The sequence below is a fragment of the Echinicola marina genome (assembly GCF_020463795.1).
In the GTDB taxonomy this organism is placed as follows: domain Bacteria; phylum Bacteroidota; class Bacteroidia; order Cytophagales; family Cyclobacteriaceae; genus Echinicola; species Echinicola marina.
Window position 1 is genome coordinate 1,415,455 of record NZ_CP080025.1, and the last position, 24,205, is coordinate 1,439,659.

General features: G+C 38.1%; 27 protein-coding genes. 17 read left to right on the forward strand and 10 right to left on the reverse strand.

Annotated features, from left to right (window positions below; translation table 11 throughout):
• Positions 1–30: 30 nt before the first annotated feature.
• The 3 genes from KZP23_RS05960 to KZP23_RS05970 all read left to right on the forward strand — a co-directional run bounded on the left by KZP23_RS05960 (position 31) and on the right by KZP23_RS05970 (position 1,913).
• Complete coding sequence (locus KZP23_RS05960; RefSeq protein ID WP_226335183.1) at positions 31–813, forward strand: HipA family kinase; 783 nt, start codon at positions 31–33, stop codon at positions 811–813.
• Positions 791–1,174, forward strand: a complete 384-nt coding sequence (locus tag KZP23_RS05965) for a DUF3037 domain-containing protein (RefSeq protein WP_226335184.1) — start codon at positions 791–793, stop codon at positions 1,172–1,174. Before KZP23_RS05960 ends, KZP23_RS05965 begins: the two co-directional genes overlap by 23 nt.
• Before the next feature lie 64 nt (positions 1,175–1,238).
• The gene (locus tag KZP23_RS05970; RefSeq protein WP_226335185.1) at positions 1,239–1,913 is read left to right on the forward strand and encodes a phospholipase D-like domain-containing protein; all 675 of its coding nucleotides are present in this window, start codon (positions 1,239–1,241) and stop codon (positions 1,911–1,913) included.
• Positions 1,914–1,935: 22 nt separating this feature from the next.
• On the opposite strand, the gene KZP23_RS05975 is transcribed toward KZP23_RS05970, so the two are convergent.
• On the reverse strand, positions 1,936–2,544 hold the full coding sequence (locus KZP23_RS05975; protein WP_226335186.1) for a DUF1684 domain-containing protein: 609 nt from the start codon (positions 2,542–2,544) through the stop codon (positions 1,936–1,938).
• 102 nt (positions 2,545–2,646) lie between these two features.
• Here KZP23_RS05975 and KZP23_RS05980 point away from each other — a divergent pair, with 102 nt between their 5' ends.
• Positions 2,647–2,874, forward strand: coding sequence for a DUF2905 domain-containing protein (locus tag KZP23_RS05980; protein ID WP_226335187.1), 228 nt, complete (start codon positions 2,647–2,649; stop codon positions 2,872–2,874).
• Between the two features lie 20 nt (positions 2,875–2,894).
• Here KZP23_RS05980 and KZP23_RS05985 read toward each other — a convergent pair whose 3' ends face one another.
• From KZP23_RS05985 to KZP23_RS06025, 9 genes are all read right to left on the reverse strand, one after another.
• The gene (locus tag KZP23_RS05985) at positions 2,895–3,356 is read right to left on the reverse strand and encodes a hypothetical protein (protein ID WP_226335188.1); all 462 of its coding nucleotides are present in this window, start codon (positions 3,354–3,356) and stop codon (positions 2,895–2,897) included.
• 18 nt (positions 3,357–3,374) lie between these two features.
• Positions 3,375–3,965: a hypothetical protein gene (locus KZP23_RS05990; RefSeq protein WP_226335189.1), complete on the reverse strand. Its 591-nt coding sequence runs from the start codon at positions 3,963–3,965 to the stop codon at positions 3,375–3,377.
• 63 nt (positions 3,966–4,028) lie between these two features.
• Positions 4,029–5,444 (reverse strand): pyridoxal phosphate-dependent decarboxylase family protein, encoded by a 1,416-nt coding sequence (locus KZP23_RS05995; RefSeq protein WP_226335190.1) that lies wholly within the window; start codon positions 5,442–5,444, stop codon positions 4,029–4,031.
• A 300-nt stretch (positions 5,445–5,744) separates the two neighbouring features.
• The gene (locus tag KZP23_RS06000) at positions 5,745–6,503 is read right to left on the reverse strand and encodes an SDR family NAD(P)-dependent oxidoreductase (RefSeq protein ID WP_226336493.1); all 759 of its coding nucleotides are present in this window, start codon (positions 6,501–6,503) and stop codon (positions 5,745–5,747) included.
• Positions 6,504–6,587: 84 nt separating this feature from the next.
• A complete protein-coding gene (locus KZP23_RS06005; protein WP_226335191.1) occupies positions 6,588–7,202 on the reverse strand; it encodes a hypothetical protein in 615 nt (204 codons plus the stop codon).
• Positions 7,203–7,283: 81 nt separating this feature from the next.
• Positions 7,284–8,312 (reverse strand): acetylserotonin O-methyltransferase, encoded by a 1,029-nt coding sequence (locus KZP23_RS06010; RefSeq protein WP_226335192.1) that lies wholly within the window; start codon positions 8,310–8,312, stop codon positions 7,284–7,286.
• Between the two features lie 137 nt (positions 8,313–8,449).
• A complete protein-coding gene (locus KZP23_RS06015) occupies positions 8,450–8,821 on the reverse strand; it encodes a VOC family protein (RefSeq protein WP_226335193.1) in 372 nt (123 codons plus the stop codon).
• 324 nt (positions 8,822–9,145) lie between these two features.
• Positions 9,146–9,646 (reverse strand): cupin domain-containing protein, encoded by a 501-nt coding sequence (locus tag KZP23_RS06020; protein WP_226335194.1) that lies wholly within the window; start codon positions 9,644–9,646, stop codon positions 9,146–9,148.
• Between the two features lie 116 nt (positions 9,647–9,762).
• The gene (locus KZP23_RS06025) at positions 9,763–10,332 is read right to left on the reverse strand and encodes a ComF family protein (RefSeq protein ID WP_317198050.1); all 570 of its coding nucleotides are present in this window, start codon (positions 10,330–10,332) and stop codon (positions 9,763–9,765) included.
• A gap of 205 nt (positions 10,333–10,537) precedes the next feature.
• Between KZP23_RS06025 and KZP23_RS06030 the strand changes: the two genes are divergently transcribed.
• The 13 genes from KZP23_RS06030 to KZP23_RS06090 all read left to right on the forward strand — a co-directional run bounded on the left by KZP23_RS06030 (position 10,538) and on the right by KZP23_RS06090 (position 24,166).
• Positions 10,538–10,885, forward strand: a complete 348-nt coding sequence (locus KZP23_RS06030; RefSeq protein ID WP_226335196.1) for a carboxymuconolactone decarboxylase family protein — start codon at positions 10,538–10,540, stop codon at positions 10,883–10,885.
• On the forward strand, positions 10,885–11,247 hold the full coding sequence (locus KZP23_RS06035) for a hypothetical protein (protein WP_226335197.1): 363 nt from the start codon (positions 10,885–10,887) through the stop codon (positions 11,245–11,247). Before KZP23_RS06030 ends, KZP23_RS06035 begins: the two co-directional genes overlap by 1 nt.
• Positions 11,248–11,331: 84 nt before the next feature.
• Positions 11,332–12,093 (forward strand): exodeoxyribonuclease III, encoded by a 762-nt coding sequence (locus KZP23_RS06040; RefSeq protein WP_226335198.1) that lies wholly within the window; start codon positions 11,332–11,334, stop codon positions 12,091–12,093.
• A gap of 37 nt (positions 12,094–12,130) precedes the next feature.
• On the forward strand, positions 12,131–12,532 hold the full coding sequence (locus KZP23_RS06045) for an ATP-binding protein (protein WP_226335199.1): 402 nt from the start codon (positions 12,131–12,133) through the stop codon (positions 12,530–12,532).
• Position 12,533: 1 nt separating this feature from the next.
• Positions 12,534–12,983: an rRNA maturation RNase YbeY gene (ybeY, locus tag KZP23_RS06050; RefSeq protein ID WP_226335200.1), complete on the forward strand. Its 450-nt coding sequence runs from the start codon at positions 12,534–12,536 to the stop codon at positions 12,981–12,983.
• A gap of 169 nt (positions 12,984–13,152) precedes the next feature.
• Positions 13,153–15,018, forward strand: coding sequence for a tRNA uridine-5-carboxymethylaminomethyl(34) synthesis enzyme MnmG (gene mnmG / locus KZP23_RS06055; protein ID WP_226335201.1), 1,866 nt, complete (start codon positions 13,153–13,155; stop codon positions 15,016–15,018).
• 1 nt (position 15,019) lies between these two features.
• A complete protein-coding gene (locus KZP23_RS06060; RefSeq protein ID WP_226335202.1) occupies positions 15,020–15,907 on the forward strand; it encodes a class I SAM-dependent methyltransferase in 888 nt (295 codons plus the stop codon).
• A complete protein-coding gene (locus KZP23_RS06065) occupies positions 15,904–17,634 on the forward strand; it encodes an Ig-like domain-containing domain (protein WP_226335203.1) in 1,731 nt (576 codons plus the stop codon). Before KZP23_RS06060 ends, KZP23_RS06065 begins: the two co-directional genes overlap by 4 nt.
• 838 nt (positions 17,635–18,472) lie before the next feature.
• Positions 18,473–19,228 (forward strand): hypothetical protein, encoded by a 756-nt coding sequence (locus tag KZP23_RS06070; protein WP_226335204.1) that lies wholly within the window; start codon positions 18,473–18,475, stop codon positions 19,226–19,228.
• A gap of 141 nt (positions 19,229–19,369) precedes the next feature.
• On the forward strand, positions 19,370–20,182 hold the full coding sequence (locus KZP23_RS06075) for an alpha/beta hydrolase (protein ID WP_226335205.1): 813 nt from the start codon (positions 19,370–19,372) through the stop codon (positions 20,180–20,182).
• Positions 20,183–20,817: 635 nt separating this feature from the next.
• Complete coding sequence (locus KZP23_RS06080) at positions 20,818–21,273, forward strand: MarR family winged helix-turn-helix transcriptional regulator (protein WP_226335206.1); 456 nt, start codon at positions 20,818–20,820, stop codon at positions 21,271–21,273.
• 27 nt (positions 21,274–21,300) lie between these two features.
• A complete protein-coding gene (locus KZP23_RS06085) occupies positions 21,301–23,706 on the forward strand; it encodes a 3-hydroxyacyl-CoA dehydrogenase/enoyl-CoA hydratase family protein (RefSeq protein ID WP_226335207.1) in 2,406 nt (801 codons plus the stop codon).
• Positions 23,707–23,806: 100 nt separating this feature from the next.
• Positions 23,807–24,166 (forward strand): four helix bundle protein, encoded by a 360-nt coding sequence (locus KZP23_RS06090; protein WP_226335208.1) that lies wholly within the window; start codon positions 23,807–23,809, stop codon positions 24,164–24,166.
• Positions 24,167–24,205: the final 39 nt, after the last annotated feature.

Consider the following 24,205-nt stretch of genomic DNA (forward strand, 5'->3'; position numbering starts at 1 on the left):
CTTCACCCACATTAATTTCTTTAGAAAACTATGGATTTACGCACTGTAAATGTGACCCTATATATCCTTCCGCTAAGGGAGGGAGGTTCTTTGCCGGCCTTGACCGATGCTGATGATGGATTCAAATATGTTTTGAAGTTCAAAGGTGCTGGACAGCGTGAAAAAGCACTGATCGCGGAATTGTTGGGTGGTGAAATCGCCAGAGCTTTGGGATTTAAAGTTCCCGAACTGGTATTTGCCTTCTTGGACCCAGCATTTGGCAGGTCAGAAGGAGATGAGGAAATCCAAGACTTGCTCAAAAGCAGTCAAGGCCAAAACCTGGCCCTGCATTTTCTATCTGGTGCCATCAATTATGATGCTTTGGCCATGGAGGTAGATCCATTGCTCGCCTCCAAAATCGTTTGGCTGGACATGCTCATCACCAATGTGGATCGCACTTTCCGCAATACCAATATGCTGATGTGGAATAGGGAATTATGGCTAATCGACCATGGTGCAGCCTTTCTTTTCCACCATGCCTGGAGCAATTGGGAGAAAAGCGCCACCAAAGCATTTCCTATCATCCAAAACCATGTGCTACTGCCACAGGCCAGCCAGCTTGAAGAAGCCAACGCCCTATTCAAGGAAATCCTCAGCCCCGAAAAACTGAAGGAAATCGTGGCACTGATTCCTGAGGAATGGCTGTTGGCAAGTGGGGACAGTGAGGATGCCGAAGAGTTACGAAATATTTATCAACAATATTTAGCGCTGAGATTTTCTTATGCCGATCAATTTACCAAAGAAGCCCAAGATGCAAGAACAGCACTTATTTGATTATGCCATCATCCGGGTGGTACCTCGGGTGGAAAGGGAGGAATTTATCAATGCGGGAGTGATCCTCTGCGCATGGAAAAGCGGTTACCTTAAAGTAAAGACCACATTAAATGAAGAAAAGCTCCTAGCACTGGACCCAGCAGCTGATATTGAAATGATCAAATTAAACTTGGCATCATTCGATAAAATCTGCTTTGGTAAGGACAATGGGGGAAAAATAGCCGAAATGGACCTGGCTTCCCGTTTCCGCTGGCTCACTGCTGTCAGAAGCTCTATCATCCAAACTTCCAGGCCGCACAGCGGTTTCAGTAAGAATCTGGATAAAACCTTGGAAAAGCTCTTTGAGGAAAATGTGCTATAGTTTCCTTGATGGTTTGAAACTCACTCAAATGCCTAAATAATAACAACTATCCAATAAGCCCATTATGCCTACTCTTGAACAAATAATCCAAGATTTCAGAATAAGCCTAGAAGACCATGTACTTTCCCGCTCGGAAAGAAGGGAACTAAAATCTGATCTTTCGGCATTATCCACACATGAAAAACAGGTGCTTCTCTCTGAAATTAGAAATTTGGCTTTGGAAAATACTCATGATCCACAAAGCCAAAATCTCATCCAATGGTTCTATGAAGCGGTTAAAGTATTACAACAAAAAGAACAAGCAAATACATCTACTGCTGCATATTTCAGCCCTGGAAATACGTGCAGAGATGCTATTAGAGAGGAAATAAGAAATGCTTCTTCACTTATTCACATTTGTGTTTTTACGATAAGCGATGACCACATTACCGATGAATTGCTCCTAGCTCATCGAAGAAAGGTACCTATTAAGATCATCACAGATGATGATAAATCTTTGGACCTAGGATCTGATATTGATCGAATGGAAAAGGAAGGCATTCTTATACAAAAGGATAATAGCCCTGTGCATATGCATCACAAATTTGCCATTTTTGATCAGAAGAAAGTGCTAACTGGAAGTTATAATTGGACAAGGTCAGCAGCAGAACACAATTATGAAAATATTGTATTACTCGAAGATATCCACACTGTAAGATCTTTTCAGAAAGAGTTTGAACGGTTATGGCGAGAATTTTAGACCATCTACGGGATTTAAATCTCTAATCATGAAATTTTTTTACACCTGCCTCAATGGCAAGCGGCAAATCATTTTCTTTTGGGGGAATGGGACAGGAATATTTGCCATTATAGGCGCAGTAGGGATTATAAGCTTTATTAAAATCAAGCATTATGGTATCGCCCTCTGGAATTTCCAAGTCCATAAACCTACCACCACCATAGGTACTTTTTCCATTAGTAAGATCCGTGAAGGGCAAAAACAAATAATTCTCAAATTCCTCCATTTCCCTCAATCTATGACTTTGATAAATACTTAACACATAGGATTCTCCCTCCAAATCAAAGTGCAACTCACCGTATTTTTCATAAATAGGTTTCCTATCCGTAGTAGTGGGCATCTGAAATGGAAGGCCTTTATCGCTACGTACAAACTTGGCTTCAACCCTATATTTTTCATCAATGGGAAAAAAGTCCAAGGATTTAAATCGTTTTAGATCCCTAGCCTTCAATGGTGATTCATCAGGATTCGAAAATTCATGGTTCAGTTCTGTCTGGAAGTCCAGAATTTCTTTTTTATGGTCCTGGTCCTGGGCATGTACTGTAACTGAAATTATAAGGCTATAGAAAAATCCGGCCAAAATTGCTTTCATGACACATTATTTATCTAGCAAATTAATACAATTTACGCATGTAAGGATAATTGAACGACCAATTCTTTATGCTTTAGTCAACGAATTGTCTATTTTAAACCTATGAATCATGAAATCGGAAAATGGTTAATGGGCATTGGGCTGGGAATCCTTGGGATAGGCCTGATTGTTTATATTTTTGGTAGCAAATTACACTGGCTAGGGAGATTGCCTGGAGATATTCGCGTGGAAAAAGATGGTTTCAGTCTCTATATTCCAATTACCACCATGATCCTGCTCAGTATTATCTTTTCTGTGATTATTAGATTGATACAGTATTTCACCAAATAAAAAGCTGAAAGATCATAAAATTAATTCCGAATGCTTTCTGCAAAAAAGTCCTTTTTCCACATTTCCCGGGTAATGAAATTAACCGTATCCAAAATGGCATACACATTTTTGGGAACAAAAGGACTTAAGCGAATCTGATAGTTCCCATGCCTATCCTTTTGTATGTTCATCTCATATTTATTCTTCAAATGAAGCAGTGTTCTGGGAAAAAATATTTGCACATGCGTAGAAGTGAGTTCGGAATGAAAACCAAAACGCTTTTTTTTATGGTGATAATGCTGTAAAACCGCCTTTTCTTGAAAAGTCTTTTCTTGGATAAGCAGCGAAGATTCCAACCACAGCTTAGGATTAAACTCATGCTTGACCAAAATATTTCCCTTTATAAAGGAATAATGAACATGCTTATCCAAATCCAGCTTGACTGGCATGTTGTTTTTGATCCCTAGAAATCTCCAGAGATTATCGATCTTTTTAATGTCCATAAGGTTGTACTTTTGGGTTTACTCAATGAGCCTGAAATAATCTTCAGCGGTTACCTTAAAAGCATAACGCTCTTTTTCAGTATCCAGTATGCTTTGCCAATGACCATCAATCTTCACCTCAAACACTATTTCATCTTCAATGAGAGGAGCTAGTTCAGCTACAAAATCAAAATGAGAATGTCTATCTCCAGGTATAAAACTTAGGATTCCACCTGTATCATTTTCGAGATTTTTCCATCTTATCTGTATTTCACTTTCCTTCTGGAGAGGTGTTGAAGGCTCCAAATAAATAAAGGCTTTATCTTTTATACGACTTATAATAATAGAAAGGTTGATAAAAGGCAAGTTTTCCTCTTTTAACCTTTTACTATAACGGAAAATATCCAGCTTAGCCTCATCCTGTTTTTCCATATCATAATAATACCGACGCATATTTTTGAAATAAAGTCTGCTCGCATCAGTAATATGGCTTTGACCAGCATCTCCGCTGTTATCGGCTCTGTAGTCATTAAAAAAGGAAAAGAATAAAACTATGCCAATTGATAGCAAACCAAATATCTTGATAACCTTGACCAATTCCGGAGTAAATATGGGCTGTTTTCCTGACATGTCTGTTTGATCAACTTAAATTATTAAGCCATTATCTGCCTATATCCAAAACTCAATTTTTGGTTAATTGAGTTCCGCTAATTTCTCCATAAGTAATTCCCAAGCCATATTTATTTCATCCATGGACACATCCGTTTGGCCAATTACCCATCTGATGCAATAGTTTCCATCCAATTTAGTATGGGTAAAAAATGCCTTTCCTGTTTCATTTACAGACTGCATCCACTGGGCATTTAAAAGATTTAACTTTTCTCGACTTAGAGACTTATCCACAAATCTAAAACATATGGTATTCAATGGAATAGGAGCCATCAACTCTAAATTCTTATGGTTTTCGACCAAGTTGGCTACCTCCTTGGTCAAAGCCAAATGCATTCTGAGCTTCTCCCTGATCCCCTCCAAACCATAAGACCTGATTACAAACCAAAGCTTCAATGCCCTAAACCTCCTGCCCAATTGTATTCCCCAATCACGGTAATTATTCACATGCGCATCCTGTGCTGTTTTCAAATATTCTGGAGTCATGGAAAAAGTATTGACCAATTGACCAGCATCCTTTACATAAAGCACCGAACAGTCGAAATTGGTCAACATCCATTTATGGGGATTAAAAACATAACTGTCTGCCTTCACCTTATCATCCATCATCCAACGGCACTCTGGAAGCAATAATGCTGTTCCCGCATAGGCTGCATCTATATGGTGCCACAAGCCAAATTCCTCACAAATCTCACCGATTTCCTTGACCGGATCAATGGCCGTGGAACTGGTGGTCCCCAAAGCTGAAACCACACAAAGAGGGGTAAATCCAGACAGTAAATCTGTGGATATAGCCTCCCTAAGGGCATTTTGATCCATAGCGAAGGAATTATCCACCGCCACTTTTACCAAGTTTTCCTCCCCTAAACCAGCAATTCTCATGGCCTTATCCACAGATGAATGTACATGCAAAGAACTATATACCCTGTATTTTTCATGACCAGTAAAGCCCTGCCTATTGATCAAAAAATTACTTGCCCGTTCTCTAGCTGAAAGTATTGCACAAAGGGTAGCAGTGGAAGCAGTATCCTGAATCACTCCTTTCCAAGATGCATTGAGTCCCTTAGCATCCCTTAACCATTCCAATACCTTTTCTTCCAATTCAGTTGCAGCAGGCGAAGTCAACCAAGACATACATTGTGCCCCCATTGTAGCCATTAGCATTTCTGCCAAAATTGAAGGTTCGGAATTATTCGCTGGAAAATAGCCGAAAAAAGCTGGATGCTGCCAATGGGTCATGCCTGGCATAATGACTTTCTCAAAATCCTCTAAAATATCCTCAAAAGATTCAGGCATCTCAGGAGCATCATCTGGCAGTTGTTGATAAATATCTCCAGGCTGAATATTAGGACTGACAGGGTAGGAAGCCTTGTTTTCCAGATAGTCAGCCATCCAATCTACCAGTTGATGGGCATGTTTTCTAAAATCCTTCTTATTCATGGTTTAAAATAATAGTCCAGAGCCAAGTCGGGAGTAGTGAGTTTTGGGTAAATACGTCATCGTGAGAGGTCAACATTTTCACAAATACAAAAGAGTTGTATAACGTGAGCTCCAAATCGATGTCATGCTGACGATAGAGCCTGTCCCGATTATCGGGAAAGCATCTCTTCCAGTAACGATTAGGAAAAGAGATCCTTCCTTTGTAAGTATGACATTTTATTCACGTCAATGGTATGAGTTCTGCGACGTGGCGATCTTGATTTAAAGTTTTAATCTTGGCTATCAAATCTAAAGTCTAAGCTAATGTACATAAGATCCAGCATTAAAATCTATGGTACTTCCAGTGGCATGGTCTGCCAAGCCTGAACACAGTAAACATACCATGGGGGCGATATCCTTAGGCTCCGTCAATCGCTCCAAAGCGATATCCTTAATCGCAAAATCGGCTCCATACTGATCGATAAAGTCCTGGGCCATATCGGTACGTACAAATCCAGGTGCGATGATAAAAGCCCGGATTCCTTCCTTTCCATAATAACGCGCAACAGATCGAGTAAAGCCTATTAAAGCAGATTTGGAAGCAGCATAAGCCAAATAATCTGGGGTATCTCCCCTAAAGGCTGCCCTTGAACTGATCATTATCAGCCTTCCATTCTTATTCAATCGGGCATGGTTAATAAACTCCTTACTTATAATAGCCAATGAATGGACATTCACTGTCATGGTCTCCAACCATGTCGAAATCCATTCATGCGTATCTGCTTCATCAGAAATGGATTTGGCCATGCCAGCATTATTGATGACTGCATCTATTTTCCCATATTTATCCACTAAACTGGGCAACCAGCCTTTCACTTGTTCCAAATCAGACAAATCGCAAGGGACTAAATGAGATGGATTGGGCAAGGTCTCTTGAAGTTCTTGGGCAGCAGATAGGTTTTTATGGTAGTGTAAGAGTACTTCAGCGCCGTAATCCGAAAGCCTTTTCGCAATGGCTTTTCCAATTCCTCGAGAAGCTCCTGTAACCAATATTCTTTGATTTGAAAGGGAAATCTCCATAGTCATATAAAATCACTTAAGGCTAAAAATAAGTAATATGTCTCCATCTGCAAAAATCTATCTGTAATGCCCTCCATGAAAGGCTTAAACTTCCTTTACACCTTCCTTTGTGGATAAGTAATCCATTATTTCAGGTTCAGACAGTTTAAATGTCTCTTTAATGCCTGCTATAATTGTGGATAAATAGGAGGGATGAGGCTTTACTTTAGGAGATATCACATTTTCGTGGGTAAAAGTAAAAATTGGCGCAGCCTCTTCTTTCCCAAGGTAACAAATAGTATTGTACCAGTTAGCACCAGCTAATATTCCAGCACCTTCTTTTTCAATGGCACAAAAATCAACATTAGGACGTTCTTTAAGGGCATTTTCCTGCATCACCACATCCATAAACTGATCTTTTGTGATCAAATACATCCTTCCAAAAATCTTAGCGGACAGGTCTTTTTCTTTGTGGATAAAGGCAACTCCACCATTATGCCATACACTTGCTTCTTTCGCAAAGTAAAGCTCATGATGAATAATAAGCCCTTTTTTATCTTTGGGTAGGGACTTATCCACACATCCATCATAAGTCCTAGCGGCATGTTTTGGTTGACCACCTTGGATATAGCAAAGAAATCTTTCTTCCAACAAATTAGATCCATAACTGGCATACCAAACTAGCTCTTTTGAACCTGTTCTATTTTCCTTCTTATTCATAAAATATCAAGTCAATAATCTTTGGATGAAATTATCAAAAGAGGGTGGCAGAAAAAAGGATTTTACCCATCTCCCTTCTTATCACTTTTTGGCTACGGCTGCACTGGTAGGCCCTATAAGTCGCATCAAAGAAACCTCCTTAAATCCCGCTTCCTTAGCCAATTCTTCAAAATCACCCATACTAAAATCATAACCAGCCTCAGTCTCTATCAACATATTCAAGGACATCAAAAGACCAAAAGTATTGTCTCTACGCTCGTTGTCAATGATATTTTCAATGATGACCAAGGCTCCTCCTTCAGGCAATGCCTCATAAGCCTTTCTGATTAGCATTTTCTTATCTTCTTTTCCCCAATCATGCAAAATATTTCCCATCGTTATTACATCCACTTTTGGAAAATTGTCCTCAAAAAAATCACCTGATTGGACTTTCACTCGCTCTTCCAATCCCATAGAACGAATATTATCCAAAGCAATGGGCGAAACGGGTTCTAAATCGAAGGAAATACAACTCATATGGGCATTGTTCAAGGCTATCTGAGCCGCCAGATATCCTCCTGCACCTCCAATGTCACAATGGGTGAAATAGGGGGAAAAATCAAACTCATTGGCAAACATGATAAAATTCCCCCTCTGTATGCCAGCCATCGCATTCAAGAACTCCCTTAATTTAGTTTCATCCGCATAGACCATTTCAAAAATGGATCCTTGAGCTCCTTTGGCTTCATTTTGGGGCTTTCCGCTTTTTAAAGCTTCTTCCAGATTATTCCAAAAGGGATAAAGCCTGTTATTGGCCATTTCCAAAATTCCTCCAATATAACTGGGCTTATTCCTATCTAAAAATTGATTAGCATCGGGCGAATTAGAATAATAGGCACCAGATTTAATCCCTTCTCTTTCCAAAAACCCAAGTGAAACCAATGCATCCAAGAAATCATATAAAGCCCTATCGTCCAAACCCAGTTTTTCTTGAATGGCCTGGACAGATTGTTTCCCAAAGGATAAAAAGGTAAAAAGTCCCATTTTTACGGCGACGAGCAAGGCCTTACTGGCAAAAAAGCCCATTCCAATCTGTAGGATTTTCTCGGGGGTGACTTGATCTGAATTCATCTTGATTGGGTTTAATGTTGAAAATGACTAATAAACTCATCCAAAAGTGCCCAAAAAGCACTTCATATTAGTGGTAAGTCAAATTGTTAGACATTAGATGAAACTGACATCAAAGCCCAATAGTTAATTTTTACTTTTCACACATGCTGATCTATCAACACTGGATTTCCGTCCGGATCAATAAGCACAACACTTCCCGGCCCAGATCCTGATTCATCCACTTCCTGCTCAGGTACGATTCCTGCTTTTTTTACATGCTCCTGAATTTTCCTCACATCATCAAAATCCTTTAGGGTATTGGCGTTCTCATCCCATCCAGGATTAAAGGTCAGGATATTCTGCTCAAACATCCCCTGAAATAGACCGATCAAAGCATTGCCATTTTTCATGATCAGGTAGTTCTTTCCCAAATCTCCAGCAAAAACTTCAAATCCCAATTTTTCATAAAAAACCTTGGAAGCCTTAATATCCTTTACACTAAGACTTATGGAAAAAGCGCCTAATTTCATTTGTTTTGAGCTTTTGGTGTTACAATCAATTTAAGCATTTTTTGGAAGATATAGGAGGATTATAGCTAAATAAAAGGAGATTGTATAAGGTAATATGGTTTTAAAAAAGCTGATTCTGATTATCCACAATGATGCCAGTAACCTTAAATCCTTTGCTTAAGTGGTCGGGAGTTTGAAGACTGAAGACCGAAGGAGTTGATATTTTAATTAAAACGAACATTTCGATTCGCTTTTAACTTTTACTGGTGCAATTGCGGATATACATAAAGCTGATTAATCATTCTTGACAAAAAAATATTATCTCTGGAGAACACTTTTCCAGGATCATTCTCTAGTAAACTGCTCAATCAAAGTCTTATGATCGGGATAGGCTTCAGCTAATTTTTCCCGTTCCGCCAATTCAAAATCCCTAAAATCAAACCCTGGGGACACTGTACAGCCCACCAAGGCAAAAGTATTCTCCTCAAGCACTTCAGCAGCAAACCAATATCCAGCAGGAACTATTAATTGGGGAACCTGCCCATTTTCTAAATCGGAACCGATAATAAATTCCTCATGAATTCCATCCGGAGATAGGCAATGAAGTCGAATAGGAGAGCCCTTATAAAAATGCCATATTTCATCTTGATGGATACGGTGAAAAGCCGAAAATGTATCTGAGGTCAACATAAAGTAAATGCTGGTGGAATAGTTTCTTTTTCCAATAAAGTCCTCAGACAAACTTCCTTGATCAATTTCCCCCGTACTTCTATAAACTTCCTTAAAAAAACCACCCTCGGGGTGCGGTTCCAATCCTAATTTTTCTATTATTTGCTGAATTTCCATTGCTTGAGAATTATGAGTCATCATCATCCGAACTTAGCCATGCTTAATGGATAAATCAAACTAATTCTGGTTGATGATGATCATTTCTCTTTTGGTAAGAACGATGGAATTTTCACTCATTTCCCTGCAGCAATCACAGCTAAATCTACCTGATCTGCACCTGCCTCCAAAAGGATATTTGCGCAAGCTGCCAGTGTGGCACCGGTAGTCATCACATCATCTACCAGAAGCAGCGTTTTCCCCTTTATTTCTTCTGATGATAAAACCGAAAAAACCCCTTCTACATTCTCTATCCTTTCCAATCGGGACTTTTTGGTCTGCGTGGAAGTAAAGCGCGTTCTTTTAAGACCATGCATCACCTCAATATCCAAAACACCAGCCAAGCCCAGGGCAAATTGAAGACTTTGGTTATAACCTCGCCGCTTTTCCTTAAGAGGATGGAGAGGCACTGCCAGAATAGCATCCCAACACACCTGAAAACCGCTTTCCAACAAGCTCTGCCCATATAATCTCCCCAATACCTGTCCCAATTCCGGTTTATTTCTGTATTTCAGCTGATGAAGCAACTTTTGGCTGGTTCCTTTTTTGGTAAACCTCAGATAGGACATCACATTGCTTACTTGGCTAAGTCCATAAACCTTAATGGCCAGGTCATTATTTTGTGGACGAAGATGATAACTGGTCACAGGAAGCTTTGCTTTACAGATCCTGCACAGCTGATCCTCAAAATCAAATAAGCTCCTTTTGCAGAGACAACAGCTTTGCGGAAACATGAGAGCCAAAAAATCTTGTAAAAAATTGAAACGCATTAGGAAAAAGACTTGTTTGTTCTAATTGACAGGAAAATACCTGTTATATTTGCTAATTAGATAAAAACTATCCTATAAGTTAATGAATTTAGTAGACGAATTCAACGAGTACCGCGCCAAGATGAACGAAAAGATCCTTGGAGAAGACAATAAAGTGTTGAAGCGCATTTTTAACTTGGACACGAATGCCTTTACTGAGGGAACAGTGGACATTAAATCAAAAGAAATGATCGGCTTGGCTTGTTCGATGGTATTGAGATGTGATGATTGTGTGCGCTATCATCTCGGCAAATGCCATGAACTTGGTCTCAGCAAAGAACAGGTTTTTGAAGTGTTTTCTATTGCCAACCTAATCGGTGGAACCATAGTTATCCCACATCTGCGCAGAGCCGTAGAATACTGGGAAGAGCTAGAACAACAAAAAGGATAATGTTAAAAAAGGATTTTGATCTTGAAAAAAGATGGGGGAGACTCTTGGTCGGTTTGCATGAGCTGATAGGTAAAAAGCCCGCTGATTTAAATGGAGTGCTATTCATCATAGGTATTCAAGAACTCGGACAAGGCATCAAAAACTTTAGCAAGGAGCAAAAGCAGGATCTAATGCATATTGCTATTTGCAAAGTATTAAGTCTTGCAGGATTTTATGAATTGGATTTTATAGATCAAGATGGTTGGCCACACTGGAAACTTGTGAAAGAGTTGCCCCATTTTGACATCCTGGAACAGGAAAAATTACTTAAAATACAAATCTTAGAATATTTCGAAAAAGAATTTGAAATAGACATAAAATAAGATAAACACTTCAAATATAAATATTAATTAGTCTTAAAGGATAATTATTAAACCAAATACTAGCAAAAACAAACCTATTATAATATGAATATCGTATCCTATAATGTCAACGGAATTAGAGCAGCCATGAGAAAAGGTTTTGCAGAATGGCTCGCAGAATATTCCCCTGACATCATCGGATTACAGGAAATAAAGGCAACAGAAGACCAAATAGAAATCAATCTACTAGAAGATTTAGGTTATCACAGCTATTGGTATCCTGCAGTAAAAAAAGGTTATAGTGGAGTAGCCATTTTAAGTAAGGTAAAACCAAAACATATTGAATATGGTATGGGCGTCCAAGCTTTTGATGACGAAGGAAGGATGATCAGAGCTGATTATGAAGATTTTTCATTTATCAGTGCCTATTTTCCCTCTGGGACAACAGGTGGCCCAAGACAAGATTTCAAATATGAATTCTTAGATGAAATCCATGGATATAGTCAAGACCTGAGCAAAAAATTCCCTAACTTGATACTTAGCGGAGATTATAACATATGTCATAAGGCCATTGATATCCATAATCCCATAGCCAATAAAAACACTTCTGGTTTTCTACCTGAAGAAAGGGCATGGATGGACAAGTTCACCACCTCTGGTTTTGATGATAGCTTCAGAGTAATCAACCCTGGCCCTCATCAGTATTCATGGTGGAGCTATAGGGCCAATGCGCGCGCCAATAATAAAGGATGGAGAATAGATTACCATATGACGAGTAGTCCAATGAAAGAAAGAATTAAAGATGCAGCAATACTGGCAGATGTGGTACATTCAGATCATTGCCCCATCTCACTGGTAATAGAATAGGTATATATTAGGAAGATAAACAATAATAATAAGCTTAATGAAATCAATAAAAATTTCTATCCCTTCTCTGATTGAGAACATAAAGATCATAGAAAGCTTCATTGACAATGCGAAAGAAAAATTCCAAATCAATGATGACATCTATGGAAATATCATGATTTCAGTAACGGAATGTGTCAGCAATGCCATCATCCATGGAAATCGGGGAGACGCCCAAAAGACTGTAAAACTGGAACTCACTTTCCTCGAAGACCAATTAAAGTTTATTATTGAAGACGAAGGCAAAGGCTTTGACTTCGACAACTTGCAAGACCCGACCTCACCAGAAAACATTGAAAAATCAGGAGGAAGGGGAGTATTTATCATGAAAAACCTTTGTGACGAAGTCAAATTTGAAGAAGCAGGAAAGAAAACAGTATTAACTTTCTACATGAATTAATATGGCCATTAATTTCTTCCAAGAAGACATCAAATACAATCTTCCTCAGAAAAATTTAAGCAAGAAATGGTTAAGACATATCGCTCAAAAAGAAGGCTTTACCATCTCCGACTTAAACTATATATTCTGCACCGATGAATACCTACATCAAATAAATATAGAATACCTGAACCATGACACCTATACAGACATCATCACCTTTGATAATTCCGAAGAAGAAAATAAAATCGAGAGTGATATCTTCATCAGTATAGAAAGGGTCAAAGAAAATTCCAAAACAGAAGGTCAAGAATTTCAAAAAGAAATACTTAGAGTATTAAGTCATGGAATCCTCCATCTCTGTGGATACAAAGACAAATCAAAAGAAGAAGCGCTATTAATGAGAAAAAAAGAAGACGAATCCATAGACTTCTTTCTTCGATTAGCAGAACAAAAACAAAGTTCCACGTGAAACATTATCTCAAAAAGAACATGACAACATATCAAGTTCTCACCTGTTCCACGTGAAACACTACACTTAATTAAGAAGAATATTCAAGACTGTTTCACGTGAAACAGTAAAAATGAATAAATAAAAACCAAACATGTTCCACGTGGAACAGTAATAAAATTATTAAAATATGTTTCCAGAATACGACGTAATAGTAGTAGGGGCAGGTCATGCGGGTTGTGAAGCAGCACATGCAGCAGCAAAGATGGGGAGTTCAGTGCTTTTATGTACCATGAATATGAACACTATTGCCCAAATGTCATGCAATCCAGCTATGGGTGGTGTAGCAAAAGGGCAAATCGTTAGGGAAATTGACGCACTTGGTGGTCAATCCGGTATTATTTCCGATAAATCCATGATCCAATTCCGTATGCTGAACCGATCTAAAGGTCCAGCTATGTGGTCTCCAAGATCACAGAATGATAGAATGCGTTTTGCGGAAGAATGGAGATTGGCATTAGAAAGGACGCCAAATGTAGATTTTTGGCAAGAAATGATTACTGGTTTGATCGTAAAAGACAAACGCGTAATAGGAGTAAAGACCAGCATAGGTCTGGAAATAAAAGCAAAATCCGTAGTACTTACCAACGGTACATTTTTGAATGGACTTATCCATATTGGTGAAAAACAATTCGGTGGTGGTAGAACAGGTGAAGCCGCAGCAAGAGGAATAACAGAACAGCTTGTAGAATTAGGTTTCGAAGCAGGTAGAATGAAGACAGGTACTCCACCCAGGGTAGATGGAAGGAGCTTGGATTACTCTAAAATGGAAGTGCAATATGGCGATGAACACCCTGAAAAGTTTTCTTTTTCGGATGAAACCTCTCCTCTAAAAGAGCAAAGAACCTGTTGGATTACCTACACCAATAAAGAGGTGCACGAAACTTTGGAGACTGGTTTCGATAGATCTCCTATGTTTAATGGTAGAATACAAGGCTTAGGACCTCGATATTGTCCCTCTATTGAAGATAAAATCAACCGTTTTGCAGAACGCGATAGGCATCAAATATTCGTGGAACCAGAAGGTTGGGATACAGTAGAGATATACGTTAATGGCTTCTCTACTTCCCTGCCTGAAGATGTTCAATATAAAGCCATCCGTAAAATACAAGGTTTTGAAAATTGTAAGATGTTCCGTCCTGGCTATGCCATTGAATATGATTTCTTTCCTCCTACTCAGTTAAAACTTACGTTGGAAACACAGTTGGTAGAGAATCTATTCTTTGCCGGACAAATCAATGGGACTACCGGTTATGAAGAAGCCGCCTCCCAAGGGTTAATTGCAGGGATGAATGCAGCACAAAAGGTCAAGGAAGAAGCGCCTTTTATTCTAAAAAGATCAGATGCCTACATCGGTGTACTGATAGATGACCTCATCAATAAGGGTACCGAAGAACCTTATAGGATGTTTACCAGCAGGGCAGAGTTCAGACTATTACTAAGGCAAGACAATGCAGATCTCCGATTGACCCAATTAGGCCATAAAGTTGGTCTGGCATCAGATGAAAGACTCGATAAAATGATGGACAAAAAGAACGATACTGCTAAACTGATCAATGATCTAAAGCAGAAAAAGCTAAGTCCTGAAAGCATCAATACAGGTTTAGAAGATCTACAGACTGCTTCTATCAAAGAAAAAATAACGGTAGAAAAACTATTGAAAAGACCTCAGCTAGGTTTACAAACTATAAAGAATTTAGATGAGGAATTAAATAGCTACCTAAACAAATACCCAAAAGAGGTATTGGAGCAGGCAGAAATCCAGGTCAAATATAATAGCTATATAGAGAAGGAACAGCAGATGGTAGAAAAGCTTAATAATATGGAGAATTTCAAAATACCTCTTGACTTCGACTACTTATCTGTACCAGCTCTATCCGCGGAGGGCAAACAAAAACTTAATAAAGTAAGACCAGAAACCCTAGGACAAGCATCCAGAATCAGTGGCGTATCACCTGCTGATTTATCCATACTCACAGTATATTTAGGAAGATAACATGTACGAAAGATTAACCAAATGTCCACTTTGTCAAAGTGGACTTTTTATTAATCATTTGGTGGTAAAGGATCATAGCGTTTCGCAAGAATCCTTTACCATTTGCAAATGTAATAACTGCAATTTTTTATTTACCAATCCTAGACCAGACCAGAAACATATTGGTGATTACTATAAGTCAGAAGACTATATTTCCCATACTGATAAATCCACCAATCTGGTCAACTTTATTTACAAGCAAGTAAGGAAATTCACACTAAAGCAAAAGGTTAACTGGATCAATAAATACAGTAATAAGAAGGGAAGACTTTTGGATTTTGGATGTGGTACAGGACATTTTCTCAACCAAGCAAAACAAGATGGTTGGCAATGCATTGGCCACGAACCTAGCAAAGATGCAGCAATAATTGCCAGGAATAATTTCAAGCTCAGTATATATGACAATACTCAAGGGCTAAACAAAGAAAAGAAGTTTGATGCCATAACATTATTCCATGTTTTAGAACATGTACATGACCTCAGTGGCACCATGGAACTCCTACTAAACAGGCTGAAGAAAAGAGGAACATTGTACTTGGCCGTACCCAATTATGACGCTTATGATTCAAAACAATTTAAAGAAGATTGGGCGTCCTTGGATGTACCTAGACACTTATATCACTTCACACAAGAAACCATGCAGTTCTTAGCTGATGAATTTAATCTGAGGATAATTGCCAGAGAACCCATGCCTTTTGACAGTTACTATGTCTCAATTTTATCCAACAGTATAAAATATAAAAGGAAAAATCTAATAAATTCATTCATAACAGGATATAAGTCAAATAAAAAGGCAAAAAAAAATAATAATAACTATTCAAGCATATTATTTATATTGAAGAAAAAATGAATAGCAGATTATACAAAATATTATTAGCTATCATTGCGATAGTCTTTTGCTATGCTTGTGCAAAGCAAAGTTCACCAATGGGTGGTCCCAAAGATGAAGAACCACCAAAATTACTTACATCCAATCCACCAGATCAAACCTTAAATACCAAGCCCGAAAATATCACTTTGGAGTTTGATGAGTATATCAAAGCAGATAACCCAACCAGAAATATCATTATCACTCCAAGTCTGGAAAAGGATAAAATGGAGATTTTAGCAGTTAAAAATACTCTGAGAATTAAACTCAACCAGGAATTAGAAGACAGCACCACCTACGTATTCAACTTTCAAAAGAGTATACAGGACATTTCGGAGAGCAATCCAGCCATGAACTTAAAACTCGTATTTTCAACTGGTGACATGATCGATAGCCTTAAATTTTCAGGAACAGTAGACTATGTATTTCCGCAAAAATCAACAGAGATAAAAGATGTCCTAGTAGGACTCTACAGAATAGAAGATGATACCATGGATGTCTTTTCTGACCCACCTTACTATATCAGCCAAGCAGATTCAGCGGGAAAATTTGAAATCACCAATATCAAAGCAGGAAAATACAGGGCTTATGCCTTTCACGATGACAACAACACTTCCAAAGCCGAATTCAAAAATGAAAAATATGGTTTCATAGCTGATACGCTTACCATCATGGAAAATATTACTGGTGCTCATTTTAAACTATTCAGGGGCGATCTTTCCGAATTCAAAATCAATAGATCCACAGCCATAGGTAGCAATTTTGATATTGTACTAAGCAAGGAACCTTCCAGCTTACACGTGGAACATCCTGATTTTGGGACCAAACTGTTTTATCGATTAGATGAAAAACAAGTAAGGCTCTACCATACTGAACTAAGAAACGATAGTACGCAAATCAAACTTGTATCTACTGACTCCGTCGGCTTCAAAATCGATACCACTCTATATGCCTCATTCATGGAAAGCGATCGAAAAGCCCAAAACTTAGAAGCTACATTGGGTAAGAAAAAAGAATTTCTTCAATCCATAAAGACAGAAATTACTTTTAATAAACCCATTTTGGAGGTCATCTATGACTCATTATATGTTCAGTACGATTCGGCCTCATTTATTAAAATAAAACCGGAATTCCTAAGCTTCAAGGATAGTAGTAGAAGAACAGAACTGCTCTTTGATATACCTGTACCAGATACCTTGAATAGTAATAATTATAATTTCATCGCAGCAGATTCTTCCTTTCTGGATATAGAAAAAGAACATAATACCAAAGCGCTCAAAACTTCTTTCAAACGCTTAATACAGGATGATCTTGCAGATGAAGTAAGTGGTGAGATACTTACTGAAGAACTACCTATTATAGTCCAACTCATTTCTAATGATGGCATCATCGTGCAGGAAGAATACCTGACCAATTCAAAAAGCTATAACTTCAAAAAAGTAAAAGCAGGCGAATATGAAATAAGAGCGATAATAGACAGAAACAAAAATAGGCAATGGGACCCTGGCAACTATTTCGAAAAGCGGCAACCAGAACCTGTGTACTACTATTTTGATGAGGAAAACAATACCAGAAAGATCCTCCTAAGGGGAAGATGGACCAGACAAGATCTTAATATCAAAAGCAGTCCGCAATCTGGCCTTAATCAATCTACCAAGCCAATAATCGACTCAATAAATAACCTAACACAGCCCAAAGAAACCATGTAGATAACTATGGAATATCATGTTGATAAGTGTATATAACCTATGGAAAAAATCAGACTTATCCCGATCGTATATCAACTTTCGGGATTTTTTTTTCCACCCTGAGGATAACCACAATTTTATAAACTCCTATCCACATTTATACACACACAAATTCATACACATTATCTAGCATTCACATTTATACACAAAAAAGTAGCCTTTTCATGAAGTACTTAAATTATAATGACTTACAAGTTGATAAACTGTGGATATCAGGTGTATTAAATATGGAAAAACTATGATAAACATGTTGGTAAAAAAACCTTACAGACTTACCCACAAATCCACAGCTTAATAACTGTAATAGTTTTTTATTTAAAAAAAGAATATATATAAATATATAGGATGTGGATGAATTAAGAATTGAGTGAAAAAGGAACTTCATTTTTATAAAAAGGATCAATCGGCTCTGTTCTTGTCAATTCATATAAGAAAAAAGATAAAATCATTTTAAAGCCCTGTGAAGCCTTTAAAATATCCCAAACAATTAACCTTACATTTTAATCATTATCTCAAGGCAGAGCTGCTTAAAATGGTGTAAAAAGATAATTTACAACTGGGTGTTATCTGTCAAAATAAATCTGACAAACAAAAGATGACCTTAATGGATCAATATAGAGATAACCAATTTTAGCGATTGAAAAATTAAGAAGGTATATAAACTGATAAAAATCAATTCAAATAAAAACTGCTGAAAACAAATAAAAATGGATAAATTTAAAAATTAATGATCTCTTGATCTTTTAAGATTATTCGCTGGATTGGGGACATTTAGAAGGTTTCTAAAAGAAATTAGATTATGGTTAAACGGATTTTCGTCTTGGTGCTTTTTGCCTTGTTCTTCGAAAGCGGCATTGTCATGGCTCAGGACAAGATATATTTTACTGATTTTTATGTTTCAGCTGGATTTAGAAATCAGGCTTATAAAGACCTAAGTGATTATTTGGAAAATTCAGGTTATCAAACTTTTGATCAACAAACAGCTACATTGGGAGGAGGGGTATCATATGTGGCTATGTCAGGACTGGGATTTTATGTGGAAACGGAGTTTAACCTTAATCGAAAGCAATACAGCAACGATTTTGTGAATTATAGGTACCTGCCCATACATGTGACCGGTGGATTTCAGTATCATTGGAAAAATACCACGCTGAAAGATTGGAGGTTTTATCCAAAATTGGGCTTATTCAATGGATCTACTTCACTGGACATGATTGCCAAAGATCTCAATACAGATTTCAACGAAAACCTCATGGGAGGAATGAACACCAGTTTCATGTACCAGAGAAACTATGGCATCAATATCAGTCTCAATGCAGATAAAATTTTAGGAGCTTTTCTAAAACCTACTACTCAGGTGGGGGTATATTCTAGAATGGGACTGCAGGTAGGTTATATGCTGAATGTATTTACCAGTGTTACTAAGCTAAGAAGAAATTTTAACCCGGACCTTCGTAAGGATTTGATCATTTCCAATGCTCCCAAGTTTGATCCAAGCGCATTTTACATAAAGCTTAATTTTGCCATTGGGAAGTTCGAAAAGGAAAGGGAATAGCCTAGAAATTTTTCTCAAAAAATAACTCTCAATCGATTATAATTAGCTTTTGACTGTAGCAGATTTAAGATAAACTATCCTTAAGCTATTGAAATCAAATTAACATTTTTACATAAACTCAAATAATAATTCTATATCAAAATGAAAAGAATATTCCTATTGTTAATCGTTCTATTCGGCGTAAATAACCTCACTTTTTCCAAAACAGATACGATCAAAGTCCATAGCAAAACAATGGACAAAACAATTTCCAATCTGATCATTACACCAGAAGATTATAAGACTTCAGAAAGTTATCCAACCCTTTATTTATTGCATGGTGCCGGAGGGGATTTTACCTCTTGGTCAGGAATTGCGGATCTGCAACTATATGCAGACCGTTATGACATGATTATTGTTTGTCCAGATGGTGGAAGAACCAGCTGGTATTTTGACAGCCCCATTGACCCTCAAATGCAGTATGAATCGTATGTCAGTACTGAATTGGTCGGATGGGTAGATGATCATTATGCCACGAAGCAGCAGAGAGAATTTAGGGCCATTACTGGCTTGAGTATGGGAGGTCATGGAGGCTTGTATTTGGGATTTAGGCATCAGGATATTTTTGGAAATGCAGGAAGTACCAGCGGTGGCGTTGATATCAGGCCATTTCCCAGGAACTGGGATATCTCCAAAAGATTAGGAACTTATGCCGAAAATCCTGCTATCTGGGAAAAGAATACGGTTATTAATTTGGTACATCTCCTAGATGGAAAAAGTTTGAATATAATCATTGACTGTGGTACTGCTGACTTTTTCTATGAAGCCAATGTACGCTTGCATGAAAAGTTGGAAGAAAGAAATATTCCGCATGATTTTATCAGTAGACCTGGGGCCCATAATGGTGAATATTGGAAGAATGCAATAGCCTACCAAATGCTTTTCTTTAACGATAAATTCAAGTCCGTTAAATAATCCTTGGTAGTATCAATGATGCATAAATCCTTTCGGCATAATTTTGTAGCTCAATTCAGTTAAATTCCTAAGCTAGTTTTAGGGGAGATTTTATTGTTAAGCACAGAAGTTCTGAAAAAATAATATTTAAACATGTTTTACTAAAAAAATTATATTGTGGTAATTGATGTTTTAACTGATGAAAAATAAACCTGAAACAGCAGTTTACTCTTTGTAAGAATCTAGTGATTTATGTTATTTTCATCTAAAATAAAAAAATACTGGAAGTGAACTTCACATTTAATACCAGCTGAAATGCATGATAAATCACTTCAAAATTTTTAAATTAATAATTTATTCCTTGGACGTTCAGCCTTTATATATAGGTCGGATATTTCTATTCAATGTAAAAGGAATTTTCCCAATTCAGAGCTTGTATGGGCCCAGCAACCAAAAGTAGCTGGGAGCATTGAACTTGTTTGTCCTGCAAGATTGTGTTGTTGAAATGAGCTTTTCTAAAATTGGGAAAGCAAACCACTGGCAATCTCCCAAGCCTTATAACTATCTATTTGTAAAACTTTTTCGTTATAAATAGTATGCATGCATACAAAGTTTTTCTTATATTACGTTAGATCAGTAACAGATAGACCTATACAATGAAACCCGAGGAAACCGTAGACTTTTATATAAAGACTGCTTGGCATGCCATCTCCCGGATGTATAATCAGAAAGGAGCAGAAGAAGGTTTGACCACTTCCATTGGTTTTGTATTGATCAATATTAATGCTAATGAAGGCACCCCTGCCACCAAGATAGCCCCATTGATGGGGTTAGAATCCAGAAGTCTTACCAGAATGCTCAAATCCATGGAGGAAAGAGGCTTGATTTACCGAAAGCCTGACCCCATTGATAAGCGATCGGTCCGTATTTTTTTGACCCCTGAGGGTAGACGGAAAAAAGAAATATCCATAGATACTATCCAAGAATTCAATAGATCCATACGGAATGTGATCAGTGAAAAGGATCTTGAAGATTTCTTCCGTGTATTTCAGAAAATCAATCAAGTTATAGAAGAACAACAATCAGAAATGATCAGCCCAAATAATATTTAGGGCCAATTTCAAAAGAACATATCTTATATGAAAAGAAGCATTAAAAAAGTAGCTATTTTAGGTTCCGGAGTAATGGGATCCAGGATTGCCTGTCACTTTGCCAATATTGGTGTGAAGGTATTACTGCTGGATATTTTGCCCAAAGAACCCGATGAAGCCGAGGTCAAAAAAGGGCTTACGTTAGAAGACCAATCTGTTCGCAACAGACTGGTCAATGAGGCTTTGCAAAAAAGTCTGAAATCCAAGCCTTCTCCCATCTATGATCAATCCTTTGTCTCAAGGATTCAAACTGGAAACTTTGAGGATGACCTTCCTAAAATCAAGGATTATGATTGGGTGATAGAAGTGGTGGTAGAGCGATTGGATATCAAGCAATCACTCTATGAAAAAGTGGAGCTTCATCGTAAACCGGGAACATTGATCACTTCCAATACTTCGGGCATTCCCATGCAGATGCTCTGCCAGGGAAGAAGTGAGGATTTCCAAACCAATTTCTGTGGAACACACTTCTTCAATCCACCTAGGTATTTGCGCTTATTGGAAATCATTCCAGGCCCCAAAACCAATCCTGAAATCATTGATTTTTTAATGGGCTATGGAGACAGGTTTCTTGGCAAAGAAACGGTTTTATGTAAGGATACTCCTGCATTTATTGCCAATAGAATAGGTGTATATGCCATTATGTCTAGTATGCATACCATTGAAAAAATGGGATTAGGTGTATCCGAGGTGGATAAGCTTACTGGGACAGTAATTGGTAGAGCAAAATCAGCGACATTCCGAACCATGGATGTGGTGGGCCTTGATACCATGGTGAATGTGGCGAATAATCTTCATAAAGCCCTGCAGCATGACGAATCCAAGGACCAGTTTAAGTTGCCCAAGGTGGTTCAGTTTTTATCAGAAAAAAAATGGCTGGGAGATAAAACCGGGCAAGGTTTCTTCCATATGATCCGACATAAGGATGGAAGGAAAGAATTAAAAGAATTGGATTTTGAGACCCTTGAATATAAACCCGTAGAAAAGCCCAAATTCAAAGCCTTTGAAGGATCCAAGGATATTCAGGATCTGAAAAAGCGAATTAAGTACCTGTTGAACTTTGATGATAGGGCTGGTGAATTTTATAGAGCTACTTTCTTTGACCTATTCAGGTATTGCTCTTTCAGGATTCCTGAAATTGCTGATGAATTATATCGTATAGACCAAGCAGTGTGTGCAGGTTTTGGTTGGGAATATGGCCCGTTCGAAAACTGGGATATTGTCGGAGTACAGGAGACTGTCAAAAAAATGGAAGCCGCAGATCAGCAACCAGCAGACTGGGTTTATGAGATGATCGAGGCTGGCCATGGCAGCTTTTACAAAGTAGAGAATGGGACAAGACAATACTATGATATCCCATCAAAGTCATACAAAGATATTCCAGGACAGCAGGAATTTATCTTGCTAGACACCTTGAAGGCTGGAAATAAAAAAGTATGGGAAAATTCAGGTTCTACCATTTATGATATGGGGGATGGAGTACTTGGCCTAGAATTCCATACAAAAATGAATTCCCTGGGAGCTGAGGTAGTTGAAGGAATCAACACGGCCATTTCGATGGCAGAAAAAGAATATAAGGGATTGGTCATCGGAAATGAAGGAGCCAATTTCTCGGCAGGAGCCAATTTGGCCATGATCTTTATGTACGCTGGAGACCAGGACTTTGATGAAATCAACCTCATGATCGCCCAATTCCAAAAGACCATGATGCGAGTACGCTACAGTTCAATCCCTGTAGTGGTTGCTCCACATAATATGGCTTTGGGGGGTGGCTGTGAAATGTCCCTTCATGCGGACGCAGTGCAGGCACATGCTGAATTGTACATGGGCTTGGTGGAATTTGGAGTAGGTGTGATTCCTGGCGGTGGTGGCACCAAGGAGATGACCTTGCGATTCTCCAACAGCATCCATAATGGAGATGTTGAGCTGAACAGATTGCAGGAAGTCTTTATGAATATCGCGACAGCCAAAGTTTCTACTTCAGCGGAGGAAGCAAGAGGACTCGGGTATTTGCAAGACAAAGATGGTATTACGCTGAATAGAAAAAGACAATTGGCTGAAGCTAAGGCTAAGGTGACAGAGCTCTACGATGAAGGATATACCCAACCCTTGCAGCAAAGCAATATCAAGGTATTGGGTAAAACTTCACTGGCCTATTTCGAAGCAGGAATTACGGGAATGCTCTACGGATCCTATATCTCTGACCATGATGCCAAGATTGCAAGAAAGCTAGCTTGGGTAATGAGTGGTGGAGACCTATCACAAGAAACAGAAGTTAGTGAACAGTATTTATTGGACTTGGAAAGAGAGGCCTTCCTCAGCCTTACCGGGGAGCAAAAGACATTGGAAAGAATCCATAGCATTTTGTTTAAAGGTAAACCACTTAGGAATTAGCAAGCAGTATCAAGTCGCTAGTATCATGAATAGCTAGAATAAAGAGCCAAGAAGAAAGAAGAATGACATGATTATTTTTTAACTCAAAAAAATTATTGATATGCACAATTTTAGAAATCTCATTGCTTGGCAAAAGTCGGTGGATTTGGCTGTAAAAGTTTACTTCACCACGAAGGAATTTCCTAACGAGGAAAAGTATGGAATAGTGTCTCAAATGAGAAGGGCCAGTGTTTCGGTGCCCTCTAATATTGCAGAGGGTAGTGCCAAATCATCCAAGAAAGTCTTTTGCAATTCCTTGGAGACAAGTTTAGGGGAGAGTTATGAGCTTGAAACGCAACTAGAAATAAGTAAAAGAGTTGGATTAATATCAGAGAAAGATGCTGAGTTACTTGAAAATGATCTGGTAGAAATTCAGAGAATGATCAATGGGCTCAAGTCGAAGATAGCATCCCAATCTTGATTCTTTCATCTTGATTCTTTGTTCTTTAAAAACAAATGA